General features: G+C 70.6%; 22 protein-coding genes and 1 pseudogene. 11 read left to right on the top strand and 12 right to left on the bottom strand.

Annotated elements, in window-relative coordinates; all coding sequences use genetic code 11:
- The first annotated feature begins 135 nt into the window (after positions 1-135).
- On the top strand, positions 136-336 hold the full coding sequence (locus AC792_RS13770; RefSeq protein WP_049831073.1) for an HAD hydrolase family protein: 201 nt from the start codon (positions 136-138) through the stop codon (positions 334-336).
- Positions 337-381: 45 nt separating this feature from the next.
- Here the strand turns inward: AC792_RS13770 and AC792_RS13765 are convergent, their stop codons facing one another.
- Both AC792_RS13765 and fabG read right to left on the bottom strand, forming a co-directional pair.
- On the bottom strand, positions 382-1,131 hold the full coding sequence (locus AC792_RS13765) for an SDR family oxidoreductase (RefSeq protein WP_049831072.1): 750 nt from the start codon (positions 1,129-1,131) through the stop codon (positions 382-384).
- A 54-nt stretch (positions 1,132-1,185) separates the two neighbouring features.
- Positions 1,186-1,917 (bottom strand): 3-oxoacyl-ACP reductase FabG, encoded by a 732-nt coding sequence (fabG, locus tag AC792_RS13760; RefSeq protein WP_235436769.1) that lies wholly within the window; start codon positions 1,915-1,917, stop codon positions 1,186-1,188.
- Between the two features lie 194 nt (positions 1,918-2,111).
- On the opposite strand from fabG, the gene AC792_RS13755 reads away from it, so the two are divergent.
- The 3 genes from AC792_RS13755 to AC792_RS13745 are packed head-to-tail and all read left to right on the top strand — an operon-like array spanning position 2,112 to position 3,651.
- The gene (locus AC792_RS13755; RefSeq protein WP_049831071.1) at positions 2,112-2,534 is read left to right on the top strand and encodes a DUF3099 domain-containing protein; all 423 of its coding nucleotides are present in this window, start codon (positions 2,112-2,114) and stop codon (positions 2,532-2,534) included.
- Complete coding sequence (locus AC792_RS13750) at positions 2,527-2,823, top strand: hypothetical protein (RefSeq protein WP_235436767.1); 297 nt, start codon at positions 2,527-2,529, stop codon at positions 2,821-2,823. The genes AC792_RS13755 and AC792_RS13750 overlap by 8 nt, the downstream gene beginning before the upstream one ends.
- Positions 2,824-3,651, top strand: coding sequence for an SURF1 family cytochrome oxidase biogenesis protein (locus tag AC792_RS13745; protein WP_049831070.1), 828 nt, complete (start codon positions 2,824-2,826; stop codon positions 3,649-3,651).
- Here the strand turns inward: AC792_RS13745 and AC792_RS18230 are convergent.
- Entirely contained in the window at positions 3,648-3,929 is a 282-nt protein-coding gene (locus AC792_RS18230; RefSeq protein WP_442853624.1) for an MmcQ/YjbR family DNA-binding protein, read from the bottom strand. The two genes, AC792_RS13745 and AC792_RS18230, sit on opposite strands and share 4 nt — an antisense overlap.
- 214 nt (positions 3,930-4,143) lie before the next feature.
- Entirely contained in the window at positions 4,144-5,742 is a 1,599-nt protein-coding gene (locus AC792_RS13735) for an ABC-F family ATP-binding cassette domain-containing protein (RefSeq protein WP_049831069.1), read from the bottom strand.
- Between the two features lie 170 nt (positions 5,743-5,912).
- Here AC792_RS13735 and AC792_RS13730 point away from each other — a divergent pair, with 170 nt between their 5' ends.
- The 3 genes from AC792_RS13730 to AC792_RS13720 are packed head-to-tail and all read left to right on the top strand — an operon-like array spanning position 5,913 to position 7,882.
- Positions 5,913-6,548, top strand: a complete 636-nt coding sequence (locus AC792_RS13730) for a biotin transporter BioY (RefSeq protein WP_049831075.1) — start codon at positions 5,913-5,915, stop codon at positions 6,546-6,548.
- A complete protein-coding gene (locus AC792_RS13725; RefSeq protein ID WP_049831068.1) occupies positions 6,541-7,242 on the top strand; it encodes an energy-coupling factor ABC transporter ATP-binding protein in 702 nt (233 codons plus the stop codon). Before AC792_RS13730 ends, AC792_RS13725 begins: the two co-directional genes overlap by 8 nt.
- Positions 7,243-7,249: 7 nt before the next feature.
- Positions 7,250-7,882 carry an energy-coupling factor transporter transmembrane component T family protein gene (locus AC792_RS13720; protein WP_049831067.1) on the top strand — a complete coding sequence of 211 codons (633 nt, stop codon included), beginning with the start codon at positions 7,250-7,252 and terminating at the stop codon, positions 7,880-7,882.
- A 97-nt stretch (positions 7,883-7,979) separates the two neighbouring features.
- Here the strand turns inward: AC792_RS13720 and AC792_RS13715 are convergent, their stop codons facing one another.
- From AC792_RS13715 to AC792_RS13690, 6 genes are read right to left on the bottom strand one after another with little or no spacing between them, the layout of a single operon-like run.
- Complete coding sequence (locus AC792_RS13715; RefSeq protein WP_049831066.1) at positions 7,980-8,309, bottom strand: metal-sulfur cluster assembly factor; 330 nt, start codon at positions 8,307-8,309, stop codon at positions 7,980-7,982.
- A gap of 58 nt (positions 8,310-8,367) precedes the next feature.
- The gene (gene sufC, locus AC792_RS13710) at positions 8,368-9,126 is read right to left on the bottom strand and encodes a Fe-S cluster assembly ATPase SufC (RefSeq protein WP_049831065.1); all 759 of its coding nucleotides are present in this window, start codon (positions 9,124-9,126) and stop codon (positions 8,368-8,370) included.
- Positions 9,127-9,179: 53 nt separating this feature from the next.
- Complete coding sequence (locus tag AC792_RS13705; protein WP_049831064.1) at positions 9,180-9,539, bottom strand: non-heme iron oxygenase ferredoxin subunit; 360 nt, start codon at positions 9,537-9,539, stop codon at positions 9,180-9,182.
- The gene (gene sufD / locus AC792_RS13700) at positions 9,539-10,876 is read right to left on the bottom strand and encodes a Fe-S cluster assembly protein SufD (RefSeq protein WP_049831063.1); all 1,338 of its coding nucleotides are present in this window, start codon (positions 10,874-10,876) and stop codon (positions 9,539-9,541) included. Before sufD ends, AC792_RS13705 begins: the two co-directional genes overlap by 1 nt.
- 2 nt (positions 10,877-10,878) lie before the next feature.
- On the bottom strand, positions 10,879-12,351 hold the full coding sequence (gene sufB / locus AC792_RS13695; protein ID WP_049831062.1) for a Fe-S cluster assembly protein SufB: 1,473 nt from the start codon (positions 12,349-12,351) through the stop codon (positions 10,879-10,881).
- Positions 12,351-13,139 carry a helix-turn-helix transcriptional regulator gene (locus tag AC792_RS13690; RefSeq protein ID WP_049831074.1) on the bottom strand — a complete coding sequence of 263 codons (789 nt, stop codon included), beginning with the start codon at positions 13,137-13,139 and terminating at the stop codon, positions 12,351-12,353. The genes sufB and AC792_RS13690 overlap by 1 nt, the downstream gene beginning before the upstream one ends.
- A gap of 178 nt (positions 13,140-13,317) precedes the next feature.
- On the opposite strand from AC792_RS13690, the gene AC792_RS13685 reads away from it, so the two are divergent.
- Genes AC792_RS13685 through AC792_RS13675 form a run of 3 tightly spaced genes read left to right on the top strand, consistent with a single transcriptional unit; the run spans position 13,318 to position 16,020 of the window.
- Positions 13,318-14,268, top strand: coding sequence for an ABC transporter ATP-binding protein (locus tag AC792_RS13685; protein WP_049831061.1), 951 nt, complete (start codon positions 13,318-13,320; stop codon positions 14,266-14,268).
- Complete coding sequence (locus AC792_RS13680; protein ID WP_049831060.1) at positions 14,265-15,056, top strand: ABC transporter permease; 792 nt, start codon at positions 14,265-14,267, stop codon at positions 15,054-15,056. Before AC792_RS13685 ends, AC792_RS13680 begins: the two co-directional genes overlap by 4 nt.
- A 4-nt stretch (positions 15,057-15,060) precedes the next feature.
- The gene (locus AC792_RS13675) at positions 15,061-16,020 is read left to right on the top strand and encodes a COX15/CtaA family protein (RefSeq protein WP_049831059.1); all 960 of its coding nucleotides are present in this window, start codon (positions 15,061-15,063) and stop codon (positions 16,018-16,020) included.
- An 87-nt stretch (positions 16,021-16,107) separates the two neighbouring features.
- Here AC792_RS13675 and AC792_RS13670 read toward each other — a convergent pair whose 3' ends face one another.
- Together AC792_RS13670 and AC792_RS13665 are read right to left on the bottom strand one after the other, a co-directional pair.
- Positions 16,108-17,007 (bottom strand): dihydrodipicolinate synthase family protein, encoded by a 900-nt coding sequence (locus AC792_RS13670; protein WP_160317650.1) that lies wholly within the window; start codon positions 17,005-17,007, stop codon positions 16,108-16,110.
- 85 nt (positions 17,008-17,092) lie between these two features.
- The gene (locus tag AC792_RS13665) at positions 17,093-18,037 is read right to left on the bottom strand and encodes a heme o synthase (RefSeq protein ID WP_049831057.1); all 945 of its coding nucleotides are present in this window, start codon (positions 18,035-18,037) and stop codon (positions 17,093-17,095) included.
- Between the two features lie 400 nt (positions 18,038-18,437).
- On the opposite strand from AC792_RS13665, the pseudogene AC792_RS13660 reads away from it, so the two are divergent.
- A pseudogene (locus AC792_RS13660) lies at positions 18,438-18,988 on the top strand (transketolase); the annotation flags it as partial.

Here is an 18,988-nt window from a genome sequence, read left to right as displayed (position 1 = left end):
GGTTTCTCCCAGGCCCTGCGCCGCTGGCGGGCGGCTCGGCTTGGCCTTCCGGAAGGCGAACGGGCTCGAGCTCGGCCCCGGCGAACCGGCCGGGCGGGTGTCCGGTCCCGCGGGGGGCCGGCGGGTGCAGGACGCGTGCTCCGCGCCTCCGCCGGGCGCGCCGGCGGCCCCCCGGCGGCGGCCCGCGCGGTGGGTGACGGCGCCAACGACCTCGACATGCTGGGAGCCGCCGGTCTCGGCGTCGCCTTCAACGCGAAACCGGCGGTCCGGGCCGCTGCGGACGCGGCTCTCGCCCTGCCCGACCTCGACGTGGTGCGGCACTTCGCCGGTCTGTGACGTCCCGGCGGCGGCCCCGGTGGGGACCGCCGCCGGGACGGACCGTCAGCTCTTGGCGAGGAAGTCCTCCGCGCCGCCCACGTACTCCGTGTGACCCGACGGGACGTCGGCCGTGACCATCCGGACGATCTCGGTGGCGAACTCCTCCACCGAGTACAGGCGGCCGGCCTCCTGGCGGCGCGCCTCGATGGCGCCCGGCGTGGCCCGGTCCAGCAGCGTGGCCGTGACCGTCCCCTCGATCATGTCGCCGGAGACCACCACGAGCGAGATGCCCTTCTCCTCGAGCTCGGGCACGAGTGCGCGGAGCGCGTCCTCGCCGGCGCGCTTGCTGCGGGCCACGGGCTCGTACGCCTCCATGGTCTCCACCGTCCCGATGAAGTGGGCCTGGTGGCTGGTGATGAACACCACGCGCGACCCGGCCGGCATCACCTCGGTGGCGGCGGTGAGCATGGCCACCTGGGCGTCACGGTTGAGCCGCAGCGCGTAGTCCTCCCCCATGGACGTCTCCATGCCTCCGGAGGCGTTGAGCACCAGCAGGTCCAGCCCCCCGAAGGTCGACACCGCGGCGTCCACGAGGGCGGCGGGTCCCTCGGGTGTGGTGAGGTCGGCGCCGACGGCCACGGCCCTGCCGCCCGCCGCCTCGATGCCCGCGACCACCTTGTTCGCGCGCGGGGCCTTCTGACGGTAGTTGACCACCACGGCGACACCCTGGGCGGCGAGCTGCTGCGCCACGTCCGCCCCGATGCCGCGCGATGATCCGGTGATGATTGCTGTGGTGCCCTCGAGGGTGACCATGGTGCTCCTTCTGCTGGGTGCTGGGATGTCTACGGCGGGGCGGGTCTGCCGGGGTCAGTGACCCATGCCGAGGCCGCCGTCCACGGGGATGACGGCGCCCGAGATGTACCCGGCGGCGTCACCGGCCAGCCAGGAGACCACACCGGCCACCTCCTCGGGGGACGCGAACCGGCCTGCCGGGATGGTCGCGAGGTAGTTCTTGCGGGTGTCCTCGGGCAGTTCCGCCGTCATGTCCGTGTCGATGAAGCCGGGCGCCACGACGTTGGCCGTGATGCCACGGGAGCCGAGCTCCCGGGTGAGGGACCGTGCGATGCCGATCAGGCCGGACTTCGAGGCGGAGTAGTTGATCTGTCCCGGTGCACCGTAGAGGCCGGTGACGCTCGAGATGAGGATCACCCGGCCGCGCCTGAGCCGCAGCATGCCCCGTGAGGCGCGTTTGACCACGCGGAAGGCACCCGTGAGGTTCGTGTCGATGACATCGGTGAAGTCGCTCTCGGACATGCGCAGGAGCAGGGTGTCCCGGGTGATGCCCGCGTTCGCCACGAGGACCTCGACGGGTCCGTGCTCCGCCTCGACCTGCGAGAACGCCGCGTCGATCTGCTCCTCGCTCGTGACATCGGCCTCGACGCCGAGCATCCCCTCGGGTACCTCGCCACTGCGGTAGGTGATGGCGACCTTGTCACCACCGGCCAGGAACTGCCGCGCGATGGCCAGCCCGATCCCCCGGTTCCCCCCGGTGATGAGGACACTGCGGCCCGTCGTCGCGCCGTCTGCAGCTGGTACCAAGTCAAGCTCCTCATGTCTCGCGGACCGGAACAGGAGCGCCCGGTCGGTTGTTGTACAGGGTGGAACACGGCGGTCCTCCGGGCCCCGCTCCCGGCGGGACCGGTCCACCATTTCCGACGATCGTAGCGTTGCAGACCCCGACTTCGGCAACGGGAGCCGGAGTGACACAATAGGGCAGGTCCATTTGGAGTGTGATGAGTAGGCAAACGAAGCACGACGCAGATGTCCACAGCATTTCCGACGCACGCGAGGCGCACAGCGACGAGATGCGTACCCGGATGATCAGGTACACCGTCTCCATGAGCATCCGTCTGGTCTGCTTCGTCCTGGTGTTCGTGGTGCCCTACGGATGGTTGTCCTGGGTCATGATCGCCGGTGCGGTCTTCCTCCCCTACTTCGCCGTGATCCTCGCCAACGGTGGCAGCGACACGAGCAACATCCGCCACAGTGACGCCCTTCTGGACCGCGCGCCGGTGCGCGAGATCGAGGCACGGGTGGTCGATCCCGCACCCGACGACTCCGACGACGTCCTGAGCGGCGAGCTCGTGGACGACGAGCCGGCAGCGCCGCACGGAGCGCACGCCACGGGAATGCCGAGGCCTTCCGCGGATGTCTGAGGCGTTCCCCTCGAACGGCCCTGCAGCCGGCGCGTCGGCTGCCGGCCTCGGCCTGTTCCGGAGCACCCCCGGTCCGGAAGGCGCTCCGGTGTGCTCGCGCAAGGGGTGCCGGAGCGGGGCGCAGTGGCAACTGCTGTGGAACAACCCGCGCATCCACACGGCGGAGCGCAGGAAGGCCTGGGCGTCCTGCCCCGACCACGTGGAATGGTTCGAGGAGTACCTGCGGGATCGTGGACTCTGGAAGGAGACCCTTCCCCTGACCGCTGACCGACCGATGGAGACCCGCTAGGTGTACCGCTTCCTCTTCTCCGCCCGCTGGCTGGGCTGGCTCGCCATGGTGATGGTGATCGCCGCGGGTTGTGTGGCACTCGGGCACTGGCAGCTCGAGCGCCGTGAGGCCGTGGTGCAGAACATCCACCGCATCGAGGCGAACTACGACGCCGCCCCCGAGCGCTATGTGCCGGGGCAGAACGGCTTCGACGAGTACGACGACGCGCGTGAGTGGACACCGATCACCTTCACGGGAACCTACGACGTCGAGCAGCAGGTGATCGTCCGGAACCGACCGTTCAACGGGCAGCCCGGCTACGAGGTCCTCACGCCGCTGCGGCTCGACGACGGCAGCGCCGTGATCGTCGACCGCGGGTGGTTGCCGATCGGCAACGACGAGGCGGGGTACCCGGACACCGTCCCGGCACCACCCGCCGGCCGGGTGGAGGTGACGGCGCGGACCAAGCCGGGAGAGCCCGAGGTGCGGCGCGGAGCTCCCGACGGCCAGGTGGCCTCCATCAACCTCCCGGCACTCGCCGAGCGGGTGGACTACCCCCTCCAGCAGTCCGCCTACGGTCTGCTGGCCCTCGAGCGGCCGGCGGCCGACGAGACGCCCGCCCTCGCGCCGAAGCCCTCCATCGACGAGGGGCCCCACCTCTCCTACTCCCTGCAGTGGTTCGCCTTCGGCGTCCTCGCGTTCGTGGGACTCGGGTACGCGGCCCGGCAGCAGCGGCGCAGCGACGCGGAGCAGGACGGCTCGGCACCCGCGCCCCGGGAGCGACGTCGTCGCCATCCCTCCTCGGAGGAGCAGGAGGACGCCATCCTCGACGCCCAGGACGTCCGCTAACGCCCGGTGTCCTCCGCCGTCGCACCGGACGTCCTCGCGAGGTCCGGGCCGGTCGCCTCGTCCGACCATCCGATGGCGCGGCGGTCCGCCACCGGCAGGGACGCGACCACCAGGTCGTAGGAGTCCTCGACGAGGTCGCGCACCATCTCCGCGGGGAGGTCGCCGTCGAGCCGCACACCGTTCCAGTGCTTCTTGTCCAGGTGCCAGGCGCCGGTGATCCCGGGATGTGCCGCGCGGAGCCGGACGGCGAGGGCCGGCTCGCACTTGAGCGACACCACCGGGGGACGGCGTCCGGATTCGCCAGTGCGAACATCTTCCCGGGCGCGGAGCTGCCGTCGGACCGCCGTGCCCGGAGGCGGAACACCGCGGTGTCCGGGCCGAACGGATGATCCTCGTAGGTCCCGGGAAAGCTGAGGCACAGTGTACGGAGGTGCTCGAAATCCATGCGCCCACCCTACGGTGGGTACATGGACGCACTCCGTCGGGCCAGGGTCAGGCGAGGGTGACGAGCTCCAGGTAGTCGGCGTTCCAGAGGTCCTCGACGCCGTCGGGCAGCAGCACCACGCGCTCGGGATCCAGGGCGTCCACCGCGCCCTCGTCGTGGCTGACCATCACCACGGCACCGCTGTAGTTCTTCAACGCGCCGAGGATCTCCGCGCGGCTGGCAGGGTCCAGGTTGTTCGTGGGCTCGTCGAGCAGCAGGACGTTGGCGGAGGACGCCACGATGGTGGCGAGCGCCAGGCGGGTCTTCTCGCCACCGGAGAGCACACCGGCCGGCTTGTCGACGTCATCCCCGGAGAACAGGAACGAGCCGAGGATACCGCGTACCTCGGCGTCCTGCATGTCCGGTGCCGAGGACTTCATGTTCTCCAGCACGGTGCGCTGCGTGTCCAGGGTGTCGTGCTCCTGGGCGTAGTAGCCGACCTTGAGTCCGTGGCCAGGGACCACCTGTCCGGTGTCGGGGGTGTCCACCCCGGCGAGCATGCGCAGCAGCGTGGTCTTCCCCGCACCGTTCAGGCCGAGGATCACCACCTTGGACCCGCGGTCGATCGCGAGGTCCACGTCCGTGAAGATCTCCAGCGACCCATAGGACTTGCTGAGCCCCTCGGCCGTCATGGGCGTCTTGCCGCAGGGCGAGGGCTCGGGGAAGCGCAGGGCGGCCACCCGGTCGGTGGCCCGCACGGCGTCGAGCCCGCCGAGCAGCCGTTCGGCCCGCTTGGCCATGTTCTGTGCGGCCACGGCCTTGGAGGCCTTGGCGCGCATCTTGTTGGCCTGGTCCATGAGGACCTGCGCCTTCTTCTCCGCGTTGGCGCGCTCGCGCTTGCGGGCGCGCTCGTCCGTCTCGCGCTGGAGCTGGTACCGCTTCCAGCCCATGTTGTAGATGTCGATCGTGGCGCGGTTGGCGTCCAGCTGGAACACCTTGTTCACGGTGGCCTCGAGCAGTTCGACGTCGTGGCTGATCACGATCAGCCCGCCCTGGTGGTTCTTGAGGAAGTCCCGCAGCCAGGCGATGGAGTCGGCGTCGAGGTGGTTGGTGGGTTCGTCGAGGAGCATGGTCTCCGCCCCGGAGAACAGGATGCGTGCCAGCTCCACGCGGCGGCGCTGACCGCCGGAGAGGGTGCTCAGTGGCTGGTTGAGGATCCGCTCGGGCAGGGCCAGGTTGGAGGAGATCGACGCCGCCTCGGCCTCCGCCGAGTACCCGCCCCCGGCGAGGAACGCCGCCTCGATGCGGTCGTAGCGCGCCATGGCCTTGTTCCGCACCGAGGTCTTCTCGCTCGCCATGTCCTCCTGCGCCTGGCGCAGCTCGGTGACCACCTCGTCGAGGTTGCGGGCGGAGAGGATGCGGTCCCGCGCCAGCTGCTCCATGTTCGGGGTGCGCGGGTCCTGCGGCAGGTACCCGATCTCACCGGAGCGGTGCACCGCACCGCCGGCGGGCAGGGCCTCCCCCGCCAGCACCTTGGTGAGCGTGGTCTTCCCGGCGCCGTTGCGCCCCACGAGCCCGATCTTGTCGCCCTTGTCGACGCGGAAGTTCACCTCGTCCATCAGCAGGCGGGCTCCTGCCCGTAGCTCCAGGTTCGATACGCTGATCACGATGACGGCCTTTCCGTGGTGCCGGTGACGGCAGATTTTCTGTAGGAATCCTCCAAAGGATCCCAGCGGGTCCGACGCTAGTGTCGGGAGGGAAGCAGTGGTGGCTGGAGGATCTCGACGACCACCGGGGCACCCGGTGGCACTCCCGGCCCGTGCGAGGAGTGCGAACCATGCAGCCAGCGACGACGTCCCGATCCGGGCGATCCCGGGAGCGACGACGGTCCAGGAGACGGTGGGACGCCACCGATCTCTCACTGATCGCGGTCTTCGCCGCCCTGATCGCCGCCCTGTCAATCCTACCCGGTATCCCGGTGGGACCGCTCGGGGTGCCCATCACCCTGCAGACACTCGGCGTGGTCCTCGCCGGGGTGGTGCTGGGACCGGGCCGCGGTACGGCCGCCGTGCTGCTCTACCTCGCCGCGGGTCTGATCGGCCTGCCGGTGTTCAGCGGCTTCAGCGGAGGCGTCGGGGTGCTGGCGGGCCCGTCGGCCGGCTACCTGCTGGGCTTCCCCCTCGCGGCGCTGCTCGCGGGGTGGCTCACCACCAGATCGGTGGCCCGGACGGGACGGTTCCGTGCGCCGGTGGTCTTCCTCGCCTGCCTGATCGCGTCCCTGCTCACCGTCCACCCCCTCGGAGTGGCGGGTCTGTTGGTGAATGCCGGTCTCGATCCCGTCCCCGCCCTGCTGGTCGACGCCGCGTACCTGCCGGGGGACGTGGTGAAGAACCTCCTCGCCACCGTGCTCGGCGCGGCCGTGCACCGGGCGTTCCCCCGCCTGCTCCCCACGGGTCCCCGCACCGGTGCTTGAGTTCGACGGCGTGGGCGTGCGGATCGACGACGGCCACCCCCGCGTGCTGCTGCACCCGCTCACCCTGTCCGTGCCCGAGCGGCGCGTCTCGGTGATCGGCGCGAACGGCTCCGGCAAGTCCACGTTCCTCCGGCTGATCAACGGGCTGCGGGAACCCACCACGGGGCGCGTGCGGGTCCTCGGGGACGACACCCGCACCGCCGGGCGGCGGGTCCGGCGGAACGTGGGGTTCGTGTTCACGGACCCGCTCTCGCAGCTCGTCATGCCGACCGGCCGGGAGGACGTGGAGCTCTCCCTGCGCACCCGGCGGCTGCCCGCTCGGGAACACCGGGCCCGGGCGGAGGAGGTCCTGGACCGCTTCGGGATCGCCCATCTCGCCGATCGGAGCATCTACGACCTCTCCGGCGGGGAACGCCAGATCCTCGCCTTCGCCGTCGTGGCCGCCGTCGAGCCCAGGATCCTGGTGGCCGACGAGCCCACCACCCTCCTGGACCTGGGCAACGGGGCCCGGATCCGCCGGCTCATCGCGGGGCTCGACCAGCAGGTCCTCTTCACCACGCACGATCTCGATCTCGCCCTCGACGCCGACCGCACCCTCGTCGTCGACGACGGCCGCGTGGTGTTCGACGGCGATCCCGGCGAGGCGGTGGCGCGGTACCGGGACCTCGCGGCAGCCACGTGCACCACGGAGTGAGGGCGTCGTGAGGGGCTACGGAACCACGCTCGGTCTGTTCGAACCCGGCCGGGGTTTCCTGTACCGCACGCCGCTGCCGGTCAAGGCTGCCGGATCGCTGGCCGTGGTCGTCGCGGTGGTGGGATGGCGCTCCCCCGCGGTCGTCGTCGTCGTCCTCGCTTTCACCGGAGTCACGCTGGCCGTCGGAGCCCACCGCTCCCCCGCCCGGATCCTGCGGATGCTGCTGCCGGCCCTGCCCGTCCTCGCGGTCCTGGCCCTCTCCCAGGGCCTCATGACCGGTGGGACGCGGGCGTTCGCGGTGGCCGGCGGGATCGCGGCGTGCCTGCTGGCCGCCCGCGCACTGACACTGACCACCCCCCTGCCGGTCCTCCTCGACGGCGTGGTGCGCCTGGTGGCACCGCTGGAGCGCCTCGGTGCCGACCCGGAGCGCTTCGCCCTCACGCTGTCCGTCATGCTGCGCAGCATCCCGTACCTGGCGGGCTCGGTCCTGGACCTGCGCGCCGCCGCGCGTGCCCGGGGCCTGGAGCGGAACCCGCGCGTGGTGGGGGTGCCCCTGGTGGTCGGAGCCGTCGCCTATGCCCCCCGGACGGGCGAGGCGCTCGCGGCCCGCGGCCTCGGGGAGCACCCCGAGGAGGAGTGAGCGCTCCCGCGCCCGTGTCCGGAGACGCAGGAGGGCGGCCCCGGGGGCTGCCGGGACCGCCCCTCGACGTGGAGTACCTGCCTCGAACGTCGAAACCTCAGATGTTGAACCCGAGCGCCCGCATCTGGTCGCGACCGTCCTCGGTGATCCGCTCCGGCCCCCACGGGGGCATCCACACCCAGTTGAGCCGCCACTCGTCCACCACGCCGTCCAGTGCCTGACCCACCTGCTCCTCGAGCACGTCGGTCAGCGGGCACGCCGCCGTGGTAAGCGTCATGTCGATCAGTAGGGCGCCGTCCTCGGCGTAGTTCAGGCCGTAGAGCAGCCCGAGATCCACGATGTTCACTCCGAGCTCGGGATCGATCACGTCCCGGAGCGCCTCCTCGACGTCGTCCAGCGCCGTCGGCGCCTGCTGCACATCACTCATTGCCCTGTTCCTTTCCGAGGGGCCCGGCACGTCGGGTGCCGGGTGGGGTGCTGGTGTCCTAGGCCCCGACGGCCGTGAAGCGGTCGTAGCCCTCGGCCTCGAGCTGGTCGGCCAGCTCGGGCCCGCCCTGCTCGGCGATCCGGCCCGCCACGAAGACGTGCACGAAGTCCGGCTTGATGTAGCGCAGGATCCGCGTGTAGTGGGTGATGAGCAGCGTACCCATCTCGCCCTTGGAGTGCTCGCGGTTCACGCCCTCGGACACGATCTTCAGGGCGTCGACGTCGAGTCCGGAGTCGGTCTCGTCGAGGATCGCGAACCTGGGGCGGAAGAGCTCGAGCTGCAGGATCTCCACGCGCTTCTTCTCACCACCGGAGAAGCCCTCGTTGACGTTGCGCTGGGCGAAGTCGGCGTCGATCCGCAGTGCGGACATGGCCGTCTTGACGTCCTTGGTCCAGTGGCGCAGGCTCGGGGCCTCGCCGTCCAGCGCGGTCTTCGCGGTCCGCAGGAAGTTCGTCATGGTGACGCCGGGGACCTCGACGGGGTACTGCATGGCCAGGAAGAGACCTGCGCGGGCGCGCTCGTCCACGCTCATGGAGAGGACGTCCTCGCCGTCGAGCGTGATGGAGCCGCTGTCCACGGTGTAGCGGGGGTGCCCGGCGATGGTGGAGGCCAGCGTGGACTTGCCGGAGCCGTTCGGTCCCATGATGGCGTGGGTCTCGCCGGTGTTGATGGTCAGGGTGACACCCTTGAGGATGGGGACGTTCCCCTGCTCGGTGTCGATGCTGACGTGCAGGTCCTTGATTTCAAGTGTGGACATCGTGTTCCTTCTCGTTCGTCTGCTGTGCAGGGGGGATGGCGCGTGCTGCGGCGTCAGCCGAGCTGCGGGGCGGGGGCACCGTTGGTGACCGTCGAGATGTCCACGTAGACGTTGCCGTCGTGGACCTCGAGCGCGAACACCGGGACGGGCTCGTACGCCGGGAGTTGCAGCGGGGCGCCGCTGCGGAGGTCGAACTGCGAGCCGTGGCCCCAGCACTCGATCGCGCACCCCTCGACGTCGCCGTCGGAGAGGGAGACCTCGGCGTGCGAGCAGGTGTCGCCGAGGGCGTGGATCTCGCCGTCGGAGTCGCGCACCACGGCCACCGGGTAGTCCTCGATCAGGACGCGCAGCGCCTGCTTGACCTGGAGGTCGTCGACGCTGCAGATCAGCTCACCGCTCGGCTCGCCCGCCATCAGAGGTTACCCGCGGCGAGTTCGCGCTCCACCGACTCCGAGAGCCGTTCCTCGAGTGCGGGGACCTTGATCTGCTGGATGACCTCGGTGAGGAAGCCCCGCACCACGAGCCGGCGCGCGGCCTTCTCGGGGATGCCGCGGGCCATCAGGTAGAACAGGTGCTCGTCGTCGAAGCGTCCGGTGGCACTGGCATGGCCCGCCCCCTCGATCAGGCCCGTCTCGATCTCCAGGTTCGGCACCGAGTCCGAGCGCGCGCCGTCCGTGAGGAGCAGGTTGCGGTTCGTCTCGTAGGTGTCCGTGCCCTCGGCGGCCTTGCGGATCAGGACGTCGCCCACCCAGACGGTGTGCGCGTCCTCGCCCTGCAGGGCTCCCTTATAGGTCACGCGGGACTTGCAGTTCGGGGTGGCGTGGTCCACGAGCAGGCGCTGCTCCAGGTGCTGCCCGGCGTCGGCGAAGTACAGGCCGTACATCTCGGCCTCGGCTCCGGTCGACGTGAAGATCGACGACGGCGTGAGGCGCACGAGGTCGCCGCCGAGGCTCACCACCACGTGCTTGTAGCGCGCGTCGCGGCCCACCTTCGCCTGCTGCGAGGAGACGTGGACGGCGTCGTCGTCCCACTCCTGGACGCTGACCACGGTGAGGTCCGCGCCGTCCCCGACGGAGATCTCCACGTTCTGCGCCAAGGTGGCGGAGCCGGAGTGGTCGAGGACCACCACGGCCCTGGAGAAGGGCCGGGCGTCGATCATGATGTGCTGGGCCGAGGCCGCGGCGGAGGTACCGGTCACGCTGACCATGACCTCGCCGTCGGCGACCGTCTCCTGCGGGATGGTGATGACGGTCGCCTCCGTGAAGGCGTTCCAGGCCGCGGCGGACACGCGGTCCTCCGGGGTGGCGGTCGAGCCGAGACGCGCGTCGTCGCGGCCGACGGTCTCGACGGTCACGTTGCCGGCACCGCCGACCGTGACCGCGGGGGCCGTACCGGTGAGCGCGTCGGTGTGCAGACCGCGCAGGCGTCTCAGCGGGGTGAACCGCCAGTCCTCCTCGAGACCGGTCAGCGCCGGGAAGTCGGCGAGGTCGAAGGACCGTCGACGCTCGCCCCGGGAGGCCTCGGGGACCACCGGCGCGTTGCCGTGGCTGTGCTTCTTGAAACCGAGCTGCTCGACCCCGTCGTCACCCCCGGGAAGGCTCTCGCCCTCCTCGGTGAAGCCGTCGATGACGGCGCGGGTGTCCACGGTGCCGGAGGGGGCACCTATGCGTGCCTTGTCGGCGGAACGTCCGAGGTCGGTCCGCTCCCCGTCGGAGGTGGTGTCGGGTGAGATCTGGGTGGTGTCAGCCATCGCTAGCCCACGGCCCCTTCCATCTGCAGTTCGATCAGGCGGTTCAGTTCGAGCGCGTACTCCATGGGCAGCTCACGGGCGATCGGCTCGATGAAGCCGCGCACGATCATGGCCATGGCCTCGTCCTCGGGCAGGCCGCGGGACATCAGGTAGAACAGCTGCTCCTCGCTCACGCGGGAGACCGTGGCCTCGTGCCCCATGGTGACGTCGTCCTCGCGGATGTCCACGTAGGGGTACGTGTCCGAGCGCGAGATGGTGTCCACCAGCAGGGCGTCGCAGCGCACCGTGTTCGCGGAGTGCGTCGCGCCGTCGCGGACCTGGACGAGACCGCGGTACGCGGCACGCCCGCCGCCCCGGGCCACGGACTTCGAGATGATGGAGGACTTCGTGTTCGGGGCGATGTGCACCATCTTCGAGCCGGTGTCCTGGTGCTGGCCCTCGCCGGCGAAGGCGATGGACAGCGTCTCGCCCTTGGCGTGCTCACCCACCAGGTAAACCGCCGGGTACTTCATGGTGACCTTGGACCCGATGTTGCCGTCGATCCACTCCATCGTGGCGCCCTCGTGCGCGATCGCACGCTTGGTCACCAGGTTGTACACGTTGTTGGACCAGTTCTGGATGGTGGTGTACCGGACGCGCGCGCCCTTCTTCACCACGATCTCGACGACGGCGGAGTGCAGCGAGTCCGACGTGTAGATCGGGGCCGTGCAGCCCTCGATGTAGTGCACGTAGGAGTCCTCGTCCGCGATGATCAGCGTGCGCTCGAACTGACCCATGTTCTCGGTGTTGATCCGGAAGTAGGCCTGCAGCGGGATCTCCACGTGGACGCCCTTGGGGACGTAGACGAAGGAGCCGCCCGACCACACGGCCGTGTTCAGCGAGGCGAACTTGTTGTCGCCCACCGGGATGATGGTGCCGAAGTACTCCTTGAAGATCTCCGGGTGCTCCCGCAGTGCCGTGTCGGTGTCCAGGAACAGGACGCCCTGGCGCTCGAGGTCCTCGCGGAGCTGGTGGTAGACCACCTCGGACTCGTACTGCGCGGCGACACCGGAGACCAGACGGGCGCGCTCGGCCTCGGGGATGCCGAGCTTCTCGTACGTGGTGCGGATGTCCTCGGGGAGGTCCTCCCACGTGTTGGCCTGCTTCTCCGTGGAGCGCACGAAGTACTTGATGTTGTCGAAGTCGATCCCGGAGAGGTCCGCGCCCCAGGCAGGCATGGGCTTGCGGTCGAAGTACTTCAGGCCCTTGAGCCGGAGATCGAGCATCCACTCGGGCTCGTTCTTCTTGGCGGAGATGTCGCGGACGACCTCCTCGCTCAGACCACGGCGGGCGTTGTCGCTGACCTCGTTCTTGTCGGCCCACCCGTACTGGTAGGTGCCGATCCCCTCGAGCTCGGGATTCTTCTCGAGGATGTCGCTGATCACCGAGTCCGGTACTGCCGGAGTCGCGGACGTGCGGTCTACTTGATCCGTCATCATGGCCTTCCTTGCTGATGGATGGAGAACGTTGCCTGGTTCCCGGCCGGTCCCGCGGCCGGAGCCGCGGGGATCCGTCCGAGCGGAATGTGGGTGGTGCAGACGTGGCCGCCGGCCGCGAGCGTGGAGAGCCGCCGGACGTCGACGCCGAGGAGCCGGGCGAACACCTCGGTCTCCTGGTCGCAGAACGCCGGGAACGCGGAGGCGAGGCCCTGGATGGGGCAGTGGCCCTGGCACAGCTGGATGCTGGGCATCGCGGAGCGGGATGCAGGCCCACTGCGCGGAGCCCGCACCCCTGCGACGCCCACCGCCTTGGTGGAGCCCACGAACCCGTCAGCACTCAGGGCGCCGGCCAGGGCCCGGGAGCGGTCCTCCAGATCAGGACCCGCGGCCTCCACGAGGGGCCGGTAGCGCTCCTCCATGTCCGCGAAGCGTGTGCGGGCGAAGTCCTCCACGGCCGCCGGACCCACCGCCTGCCCCAGCGTGGTCAGGGCAGCGGTGGCGATGTCCAGGTAGTCGTTGCCCCGGGTGGACTGTCCCCGCTTGCTCAGCACGTACCGTCGGGCGGGCCTGCCGGCGCCCGAGGCCGAGCTCCGTACCCGCTTGACCTCGATCAGGCCGTCCTGCGAGAGGGAGTCGAGGTGGCGGCGCATGGCGGCCGACGTGAAACCGAGGCTGTCCCCCAGCTCCGCGGCGCTCACCGGCCCGCGCTCGAGGACCGCCGAGAGCACCCGGTCACGGGTGCGCGCGTCGGCGTCGGCGGCGACGCGCGAGGCACCACCGGGCATCGGGTGCGTCGGCGAGGGTGCCGTGGTGGCGGCTTGGGAGTCTGCGGTCACGGTCCGATCCTCTCTAGACGGCAAAATACACAACACGAGCATGTCCTAATGTATTCCGCCGTACCACTTAGGAGAGGCTACCCAAGCAGGCCCCCGGAGCTCCTACTACCTGACGTAGAATACGGGGGTGCTCACAGCTACCCCCGCCCTGGAGATCGAGGGCCTGATCAAGGATTTCGGCCCGATCGCCTCCCTCGACGGCAGGATGGTCAGGGTGCTCGACGGCGTCCGGCTGCGGGCCGACCACGGGAAGGTCACCGTCCTGCTCGGCGCCAATGGGGCCGGGAAGACCACCACCCTCGAATGCGCGCAGGGACTGCAGCGTGCGGACGGCGGCTCGGTCCGGCTGCTCGGCGAGGACCCCGCGAAGGCATCCCCCCACCTCCGGGCACGCGTGGGCGTCATGCTGCAGGCCGGCGGCCTCCCGCCGTCGGTCAGGCCGCTGGTGCTGCTGCGCCACGTGGCCTCCATGTACAGCTCCCCGCTCCCCGTCGACGCCCTCGCCGGGCGCCTCGGGATCGACGAGTTCGGCGCCGTCCCGATCCGCCGACTCTCGGGCGGGCAGAAGCAGCGCCTCGCGCTCGCGTGCGCACTCGTGGGCCGCCCGGACGTGGTGTTCCTCGACGAACCCAGCGCGGGCCTGGACCCCCAGTCACGCACCATCGTCTTCGAGCTGATCCGGGAACTGCGCGCCGACGGACTGGCGGTCATCCTCACCACCCATCTGCTCGACGACGCGCAGCGGCTCGCCGACTACGTGTACATCGTGGAGGGCGGCCGCACCGTCGCCGAGGGTACCGTGGCCGAGCTGACGGCCGACACGAGCGCCGAGGGACTGCGGGAGCTGCGCTTCGAGACCGTCCCCGGGCTCGACCTCCCGCCCGGACTGCTCCCCCACCTCTTCCACACCGAGGACGAACCGGGACGGTACCTGGTGCGGGGGCCGCTCACGGCCCTCGACGTCGCCCGGCTCGCCGAGTGGTGGGACGCCTGCGGGGTGCTCCCCACGGCGATCTCCCTCGCGCCCCGGTCGCTGGAGGACGTCTTCCTCGACATCTCCGGACGGAGCCTGCGATGAGCACGAGGGCACCCGGTGCACGGGCCTCCGGGCGGACGCTCGACGGCGGTACGGCGGCGTCGCTCCCGGCGCGGGTCCTGCGCCACGGTGCGTACGAGGCGGCCGCCATGCTGCGCAACGGCGAGCAGCTGGTCCTCGCGATCGTCCTGCCGCTCCTGGCGCTCGCCGCACTCGTGCTCACGCCCCTGCTCGACGCCTACGGTGCCAGCCGGATCGACGTCGCCGCCCCCGGGGTCCTCGCCCTGTGCACCATGTCCACGGCGTTTACCGGTCAGGGCATCGCGACCGGGTTCGACCGCCGGTACGGGGTCCTGCGGTTCCTCTCCACCACGCCGCTCGGGCGATCCGGTCTGATCCTGGGCAAGGCCGTGGCCGTGGCCGTGGTGCTGGCGGTGCAGCTGGTGGTGATCGGTGGCGCCGCCCTGCTGATGGGCTGGGAACCGCGCGTGGACGGTCTGCTGCCCGCGGCCCTGCTGCTGCTGGTGGGATCGGCGGCGTTCACCGCCCTCGGGCTCCTCGTCGCCGGTACCCTCCGCCCCGAGGCCACCCTCGCGGTCACCAACCTCGTCTGGATCCTGCTCGCCGCCGCCGGTGGCGTGATCATCCCTGCGGCGGGCCTACCGGCCGTCGCCGCCCCCGTCGTCGCGCTGCTGCCGTCCGCCGCCCTGGGCGACGGGCTCCGCAGCGCCCTCGTGGACGGCACCCTCGATCCCGTCGCGTGCCTGGTGCTCCTCGCCTGGTCCGCCCTCTCGACCCTGGCGGCCGTCCGCTGGTTCAAATGGAGCTGATGACATGACCCCCGTGCTCGACCGCCTACCCCGGACCACCACGCCGCTCGTGCGGCGTCTCGCAGTCGCCTCCCTGGTCTCCCAGATCGCCATCGTGGTGACCGGCGGTGCCGTACGCCTCACCGCGTCCGGGCTCGGCTGCCCGGAGTGGCCGCGCTGCACCGCCGACTCGATCGTCACGACGCCGGAGATGGGCTTCCACGGGATCATCGAGTTCGGCAACCGGATGCTCACCTTCGTGCTCGTGGTCATCGCCGTGGCGATGATCGTCTCCGTGCTGGGAATGTGGCGTGAGCGCAGGGACCTCCTCCTGCTCTCCCTCGGGCTGTTCGCCGGTATTCCGGCGCAGGCGGTCATCGGGGGGATCACGGTGTGGACGGGCCTGAACCCCTGGGTCGTGGGGCTGCACTTCATCGTGTCCATGGTGCTCGTGGCGCTGGCCACCGTGCTCGTCAACCGGGCACGGCTCACCACCGGGGAGTACGTGCAACGCCGGTCGCCCGCAGGTCCGCCGCTCCTGCGCCAGCTCCTGGTCACCTCCACGGTCCTGACCTCGATCACCATCGTGCTCGGTGTGGTCGTCACCGGGTCCGGGCCGCACGCCGGTGACCACGGTGCGGCGCGGAACGGTCTCGACTCCGACCTCATGACACGGCTGCACGCGGTCCCGGTCTATCTCCTCGTGGCCACGGCGGCTCTCGCACTCGTGGTGGCGTACCGGGGTCAGGTGCACCGCAAGCTCCGGAAGGCGCTGCTGATCCTCGCCGCCGTGGTCCTCGCCCAGGGCGGCGTCGGCTACCTCCAGCACTTCCTGCACCTGCCGATCGCCCTGGTGGCCCTGCACATGCTCGGCGCCTCGGTGCTCATGGCCGCCGCGGTCCACGCGCACTACACCGGCACCACACGCCGCACGCTCCCCGGCACCCGGATCACCGCGGCGCCGCAGGCGGTCCCCGTCGCCTAGCAGTGTACGGGCCAGCCCGGCGCGCCCGGCCCCGAACCCCGGGGGTCGGGTGGACGCCGATCGGGCTCCGGGGGTGCGGGGTGCACCTCAGGCCTCGCCGAGCTCCGCCTCGAGCGCGTCGAGCAGGCGCCCGAGCTCCCGCAGCTCCGAGCCGGGGGCGGGAAGCAGCGGCGGGCGCGGAGCCCCGGCGGCGACCCCGCAGGCGCGGGCCAGCAGGTGCAGTCCGCTGATCTTCCGCAGGCTGCCCACCCGGTCCACGATCGGGCCGAGCACGCGGCGGATCCGCTCCACCTCGGAGGGGTCACGCCCCACCACCGCACGGCGTAGCCGGGCGTACGCGTGCGGCAGCATCGCGGCCGGTCCGCTGTGCCAGGCGTCGGCGGCCACCTCCCCGGAGAGCATGAGGGAGTCCCCGCTCACACCGTGGAGGAGTTCACCCGTCAGCAGCGAGGTGAGCTCGGACCGGCGCTGGTTGAACGCCCGGGCATCGGCGGCGGTGTCCTTGAAGGCCACCACGGACGGCAGTTCCGCCAGTTCGGCGACGAGCGGCAGCGTGTAGTCGAACTGGGTGGTACCGGGGTTGTTGTACAGGCAGACGGGGAGATCGGTCTCCGCGCTGACCGCCCGGACCTGGGCCAGCACCTCGTTCTCGGTCAGCGGTACGTAGGACACCGGGGACAGCACGAGCCCGGCAGCGCCGGCCGCCTGCGCGTCCGTCGCCGCCTCCAGGACCTCCCGGGTGCCCACGGAACTGATGCCGACGGCGACGGGGACCCGGCCCGCCACGGCGTCCACCGCGGTCCGCACCACGTCGCGGCGCTCGGTGGTGCTGAGGTAGGCGAAGCTCCCCGAGGACCCCAGGACGGTCACGGCATCGACGTCGGAGGACGCCAGGGTGTCCAGGAGGATCCGGAGGTCGCCGGCACTCACCTCCCCGCTGTCGTCGAAGGGTGTGAGGGGATAGGCGATGAGGCCGCTGAAGTCCATGGCACCCAAGCGTAGGGTGTCCGGCGCCGGACCGGCGATCATCCGGTGGCGCGGATCGTCACGGGGGACACCCCGGGACGCCCGGTCAGGAGAGGACGGCGGATCCGACGAACGGGTCGATCGCGAGGGCGAGGAACAGGACCGTGAGGTAGCTGATCGATCCGTGGAAGACCTTCATCGCGGCCTTGTTGTTCAGCTCCCCGGCCTGCGCGAGCGAGTACAGGCGGTGCGACTCCCGGATGAACCAGGCCCCGCCGAGCACGGCCGTGACGGAGTAGACCCAGCCGGCGCCCGCCGGGACGAGCAGCAGCGAGCACGCCACCATGGCCCAGGCGTACAGCACCACCTGGATCGAGACCACCCGCGCCCCGGCGACGGCGCCGAGCATGGGCACGCTCGCGGCGTTGTAGTCGTCGCTGTACTTCATGGAGAGCGGCCAGTAGTGCGGGGGCGTCCAGAGGAAGATGATCAGGAACAGGACGACGGCGGGCCACTGGACGGAACCGGTCACCGCGGCCCAGGCGATGAGCACGGGCATGCAACCCGCCGCACCGCCCCAGACGATGTTCTGCGAGGTGCGGCGCTTGAGCACCAGAGTGTAGACCACGACGTAGAGGAAGATCGCGCCGACCCCGAGGAGCCCGGCCAGGGGGTTCGCGCCGAACCACAGGACGGCGATCGCCACGACCCCGAGCACCCAGGAGAAGACGAGCGCCTCGCGGGGCGAGACCTCCCCGGTGACGAGCGGGCGCTTCTCCGTGCGGTGCATCAGCTTGTCGATGTCGCGGTCGATGTAGCAGTTGAAGGCCCCGGCGCTACCGGCGGCGAGGGCACCACCGAGCATGGTGGCCAGGATGAGGCCCAGGGGCGGGAAACCGCCCTGCGCGAAGATCATGGTGGGAAGGGTGGTCACCAGGAGAAGCTCGATCACGCGGGGCTTCGTCAGGGCGAGGTAGGCCTTGGCCTTCCGGCCGAAACCCTGACGGGCCTCGGGTGTTCGTGCCGGAGCAGGAACCTGCTGGGTCTTCACGAGGCAACACTTTCGTTTCTTCCGGAGTAAAAGACAGTGCTCATCATACCCTTTTACGGCTTGTAGAAATCGGGCGGGATGCGCGCCGACGATCACGCGCTGCTCGTGACCGACCGTCCGGCGCCCCTGCTCCCGGTGCCCGCATCGCACCCGTGCGTCCGTCCGGGCGCCGCGTGCAACGGACGGTAATCTTCGGGTCCCACCTCCTCCGGCAGTTCGGAAGGGATAGTGTTGGACACGAAGCCCGCTGAGGAAGCATCCGGAATACCACGTCCGGCGTCGATGCTGTTCCCTGTCGGAGCCGGACTTCCAGAGATTCAACGGTGAACGGCCGGTGGTGCGGAGTGCCTCGTGCACGCCGTCGTCGTCGTCCGTTCCGGACAGAGAGGGGCTCGGAGACGTGCCACAGACGCAAGCGCAGGAACTGACCTGGACAGAGCTGGACCAGAAGGCGGTGGACACGGCGCGTGTCCTCGCGGCGGACGCCGTGGAGAAGGTGGGCAACGGCCACCCGGGCACGGCGATGAGCCTGGCACCCGCGGCGTACCTCCTCTTCAACAAGGTCATGTGCCACGACCCCTCGGACGCCGAGTGGACCGGCCGCGACCGCTTCGTCCTCTCCCCCGGGCACACCTCGCTGACCCTCTACATCCAGCTGTACCTGTCGGGCTACGGGCTGGAGCTGAAGGACCTGCAGGCACTGCGCACCTGGGACTCGCCCACCCCGGGCCACCCCGAGTACCGCCACACCAACGGCGTGGAGATCACCCCCGGGCCGCGCGGCCAGGGCCGGGCCCCCTCCGTGGGCTTCGCCTCCGGCCGGCGCCGGCGGCGCGGCATGTCCGACGCCGCCGCCCCCGCCGGTACCAGCCCGTTCGACCACACCATCTGGGTCATCGCCTCCGACGGCGACCTCCAGGAGGGCGTCACCGCCGAGGCGTCCCCCCTCGC

This window comes from Arthrobacter sp. RIT-PI-e (assembly GCF_001187915.1).
In the GTDB taxonomy this organism is placed as follows: domain Bacteria; phylum Actinomycetota; class Actinomycetes; order Actinomycetales; family Micrococcaceae; genus Arthrobacter_D.
Note: the sequence above shows the minus strand (reverse complement) of the source record. Positions and strands in the feature narration are given on the sequence as shown.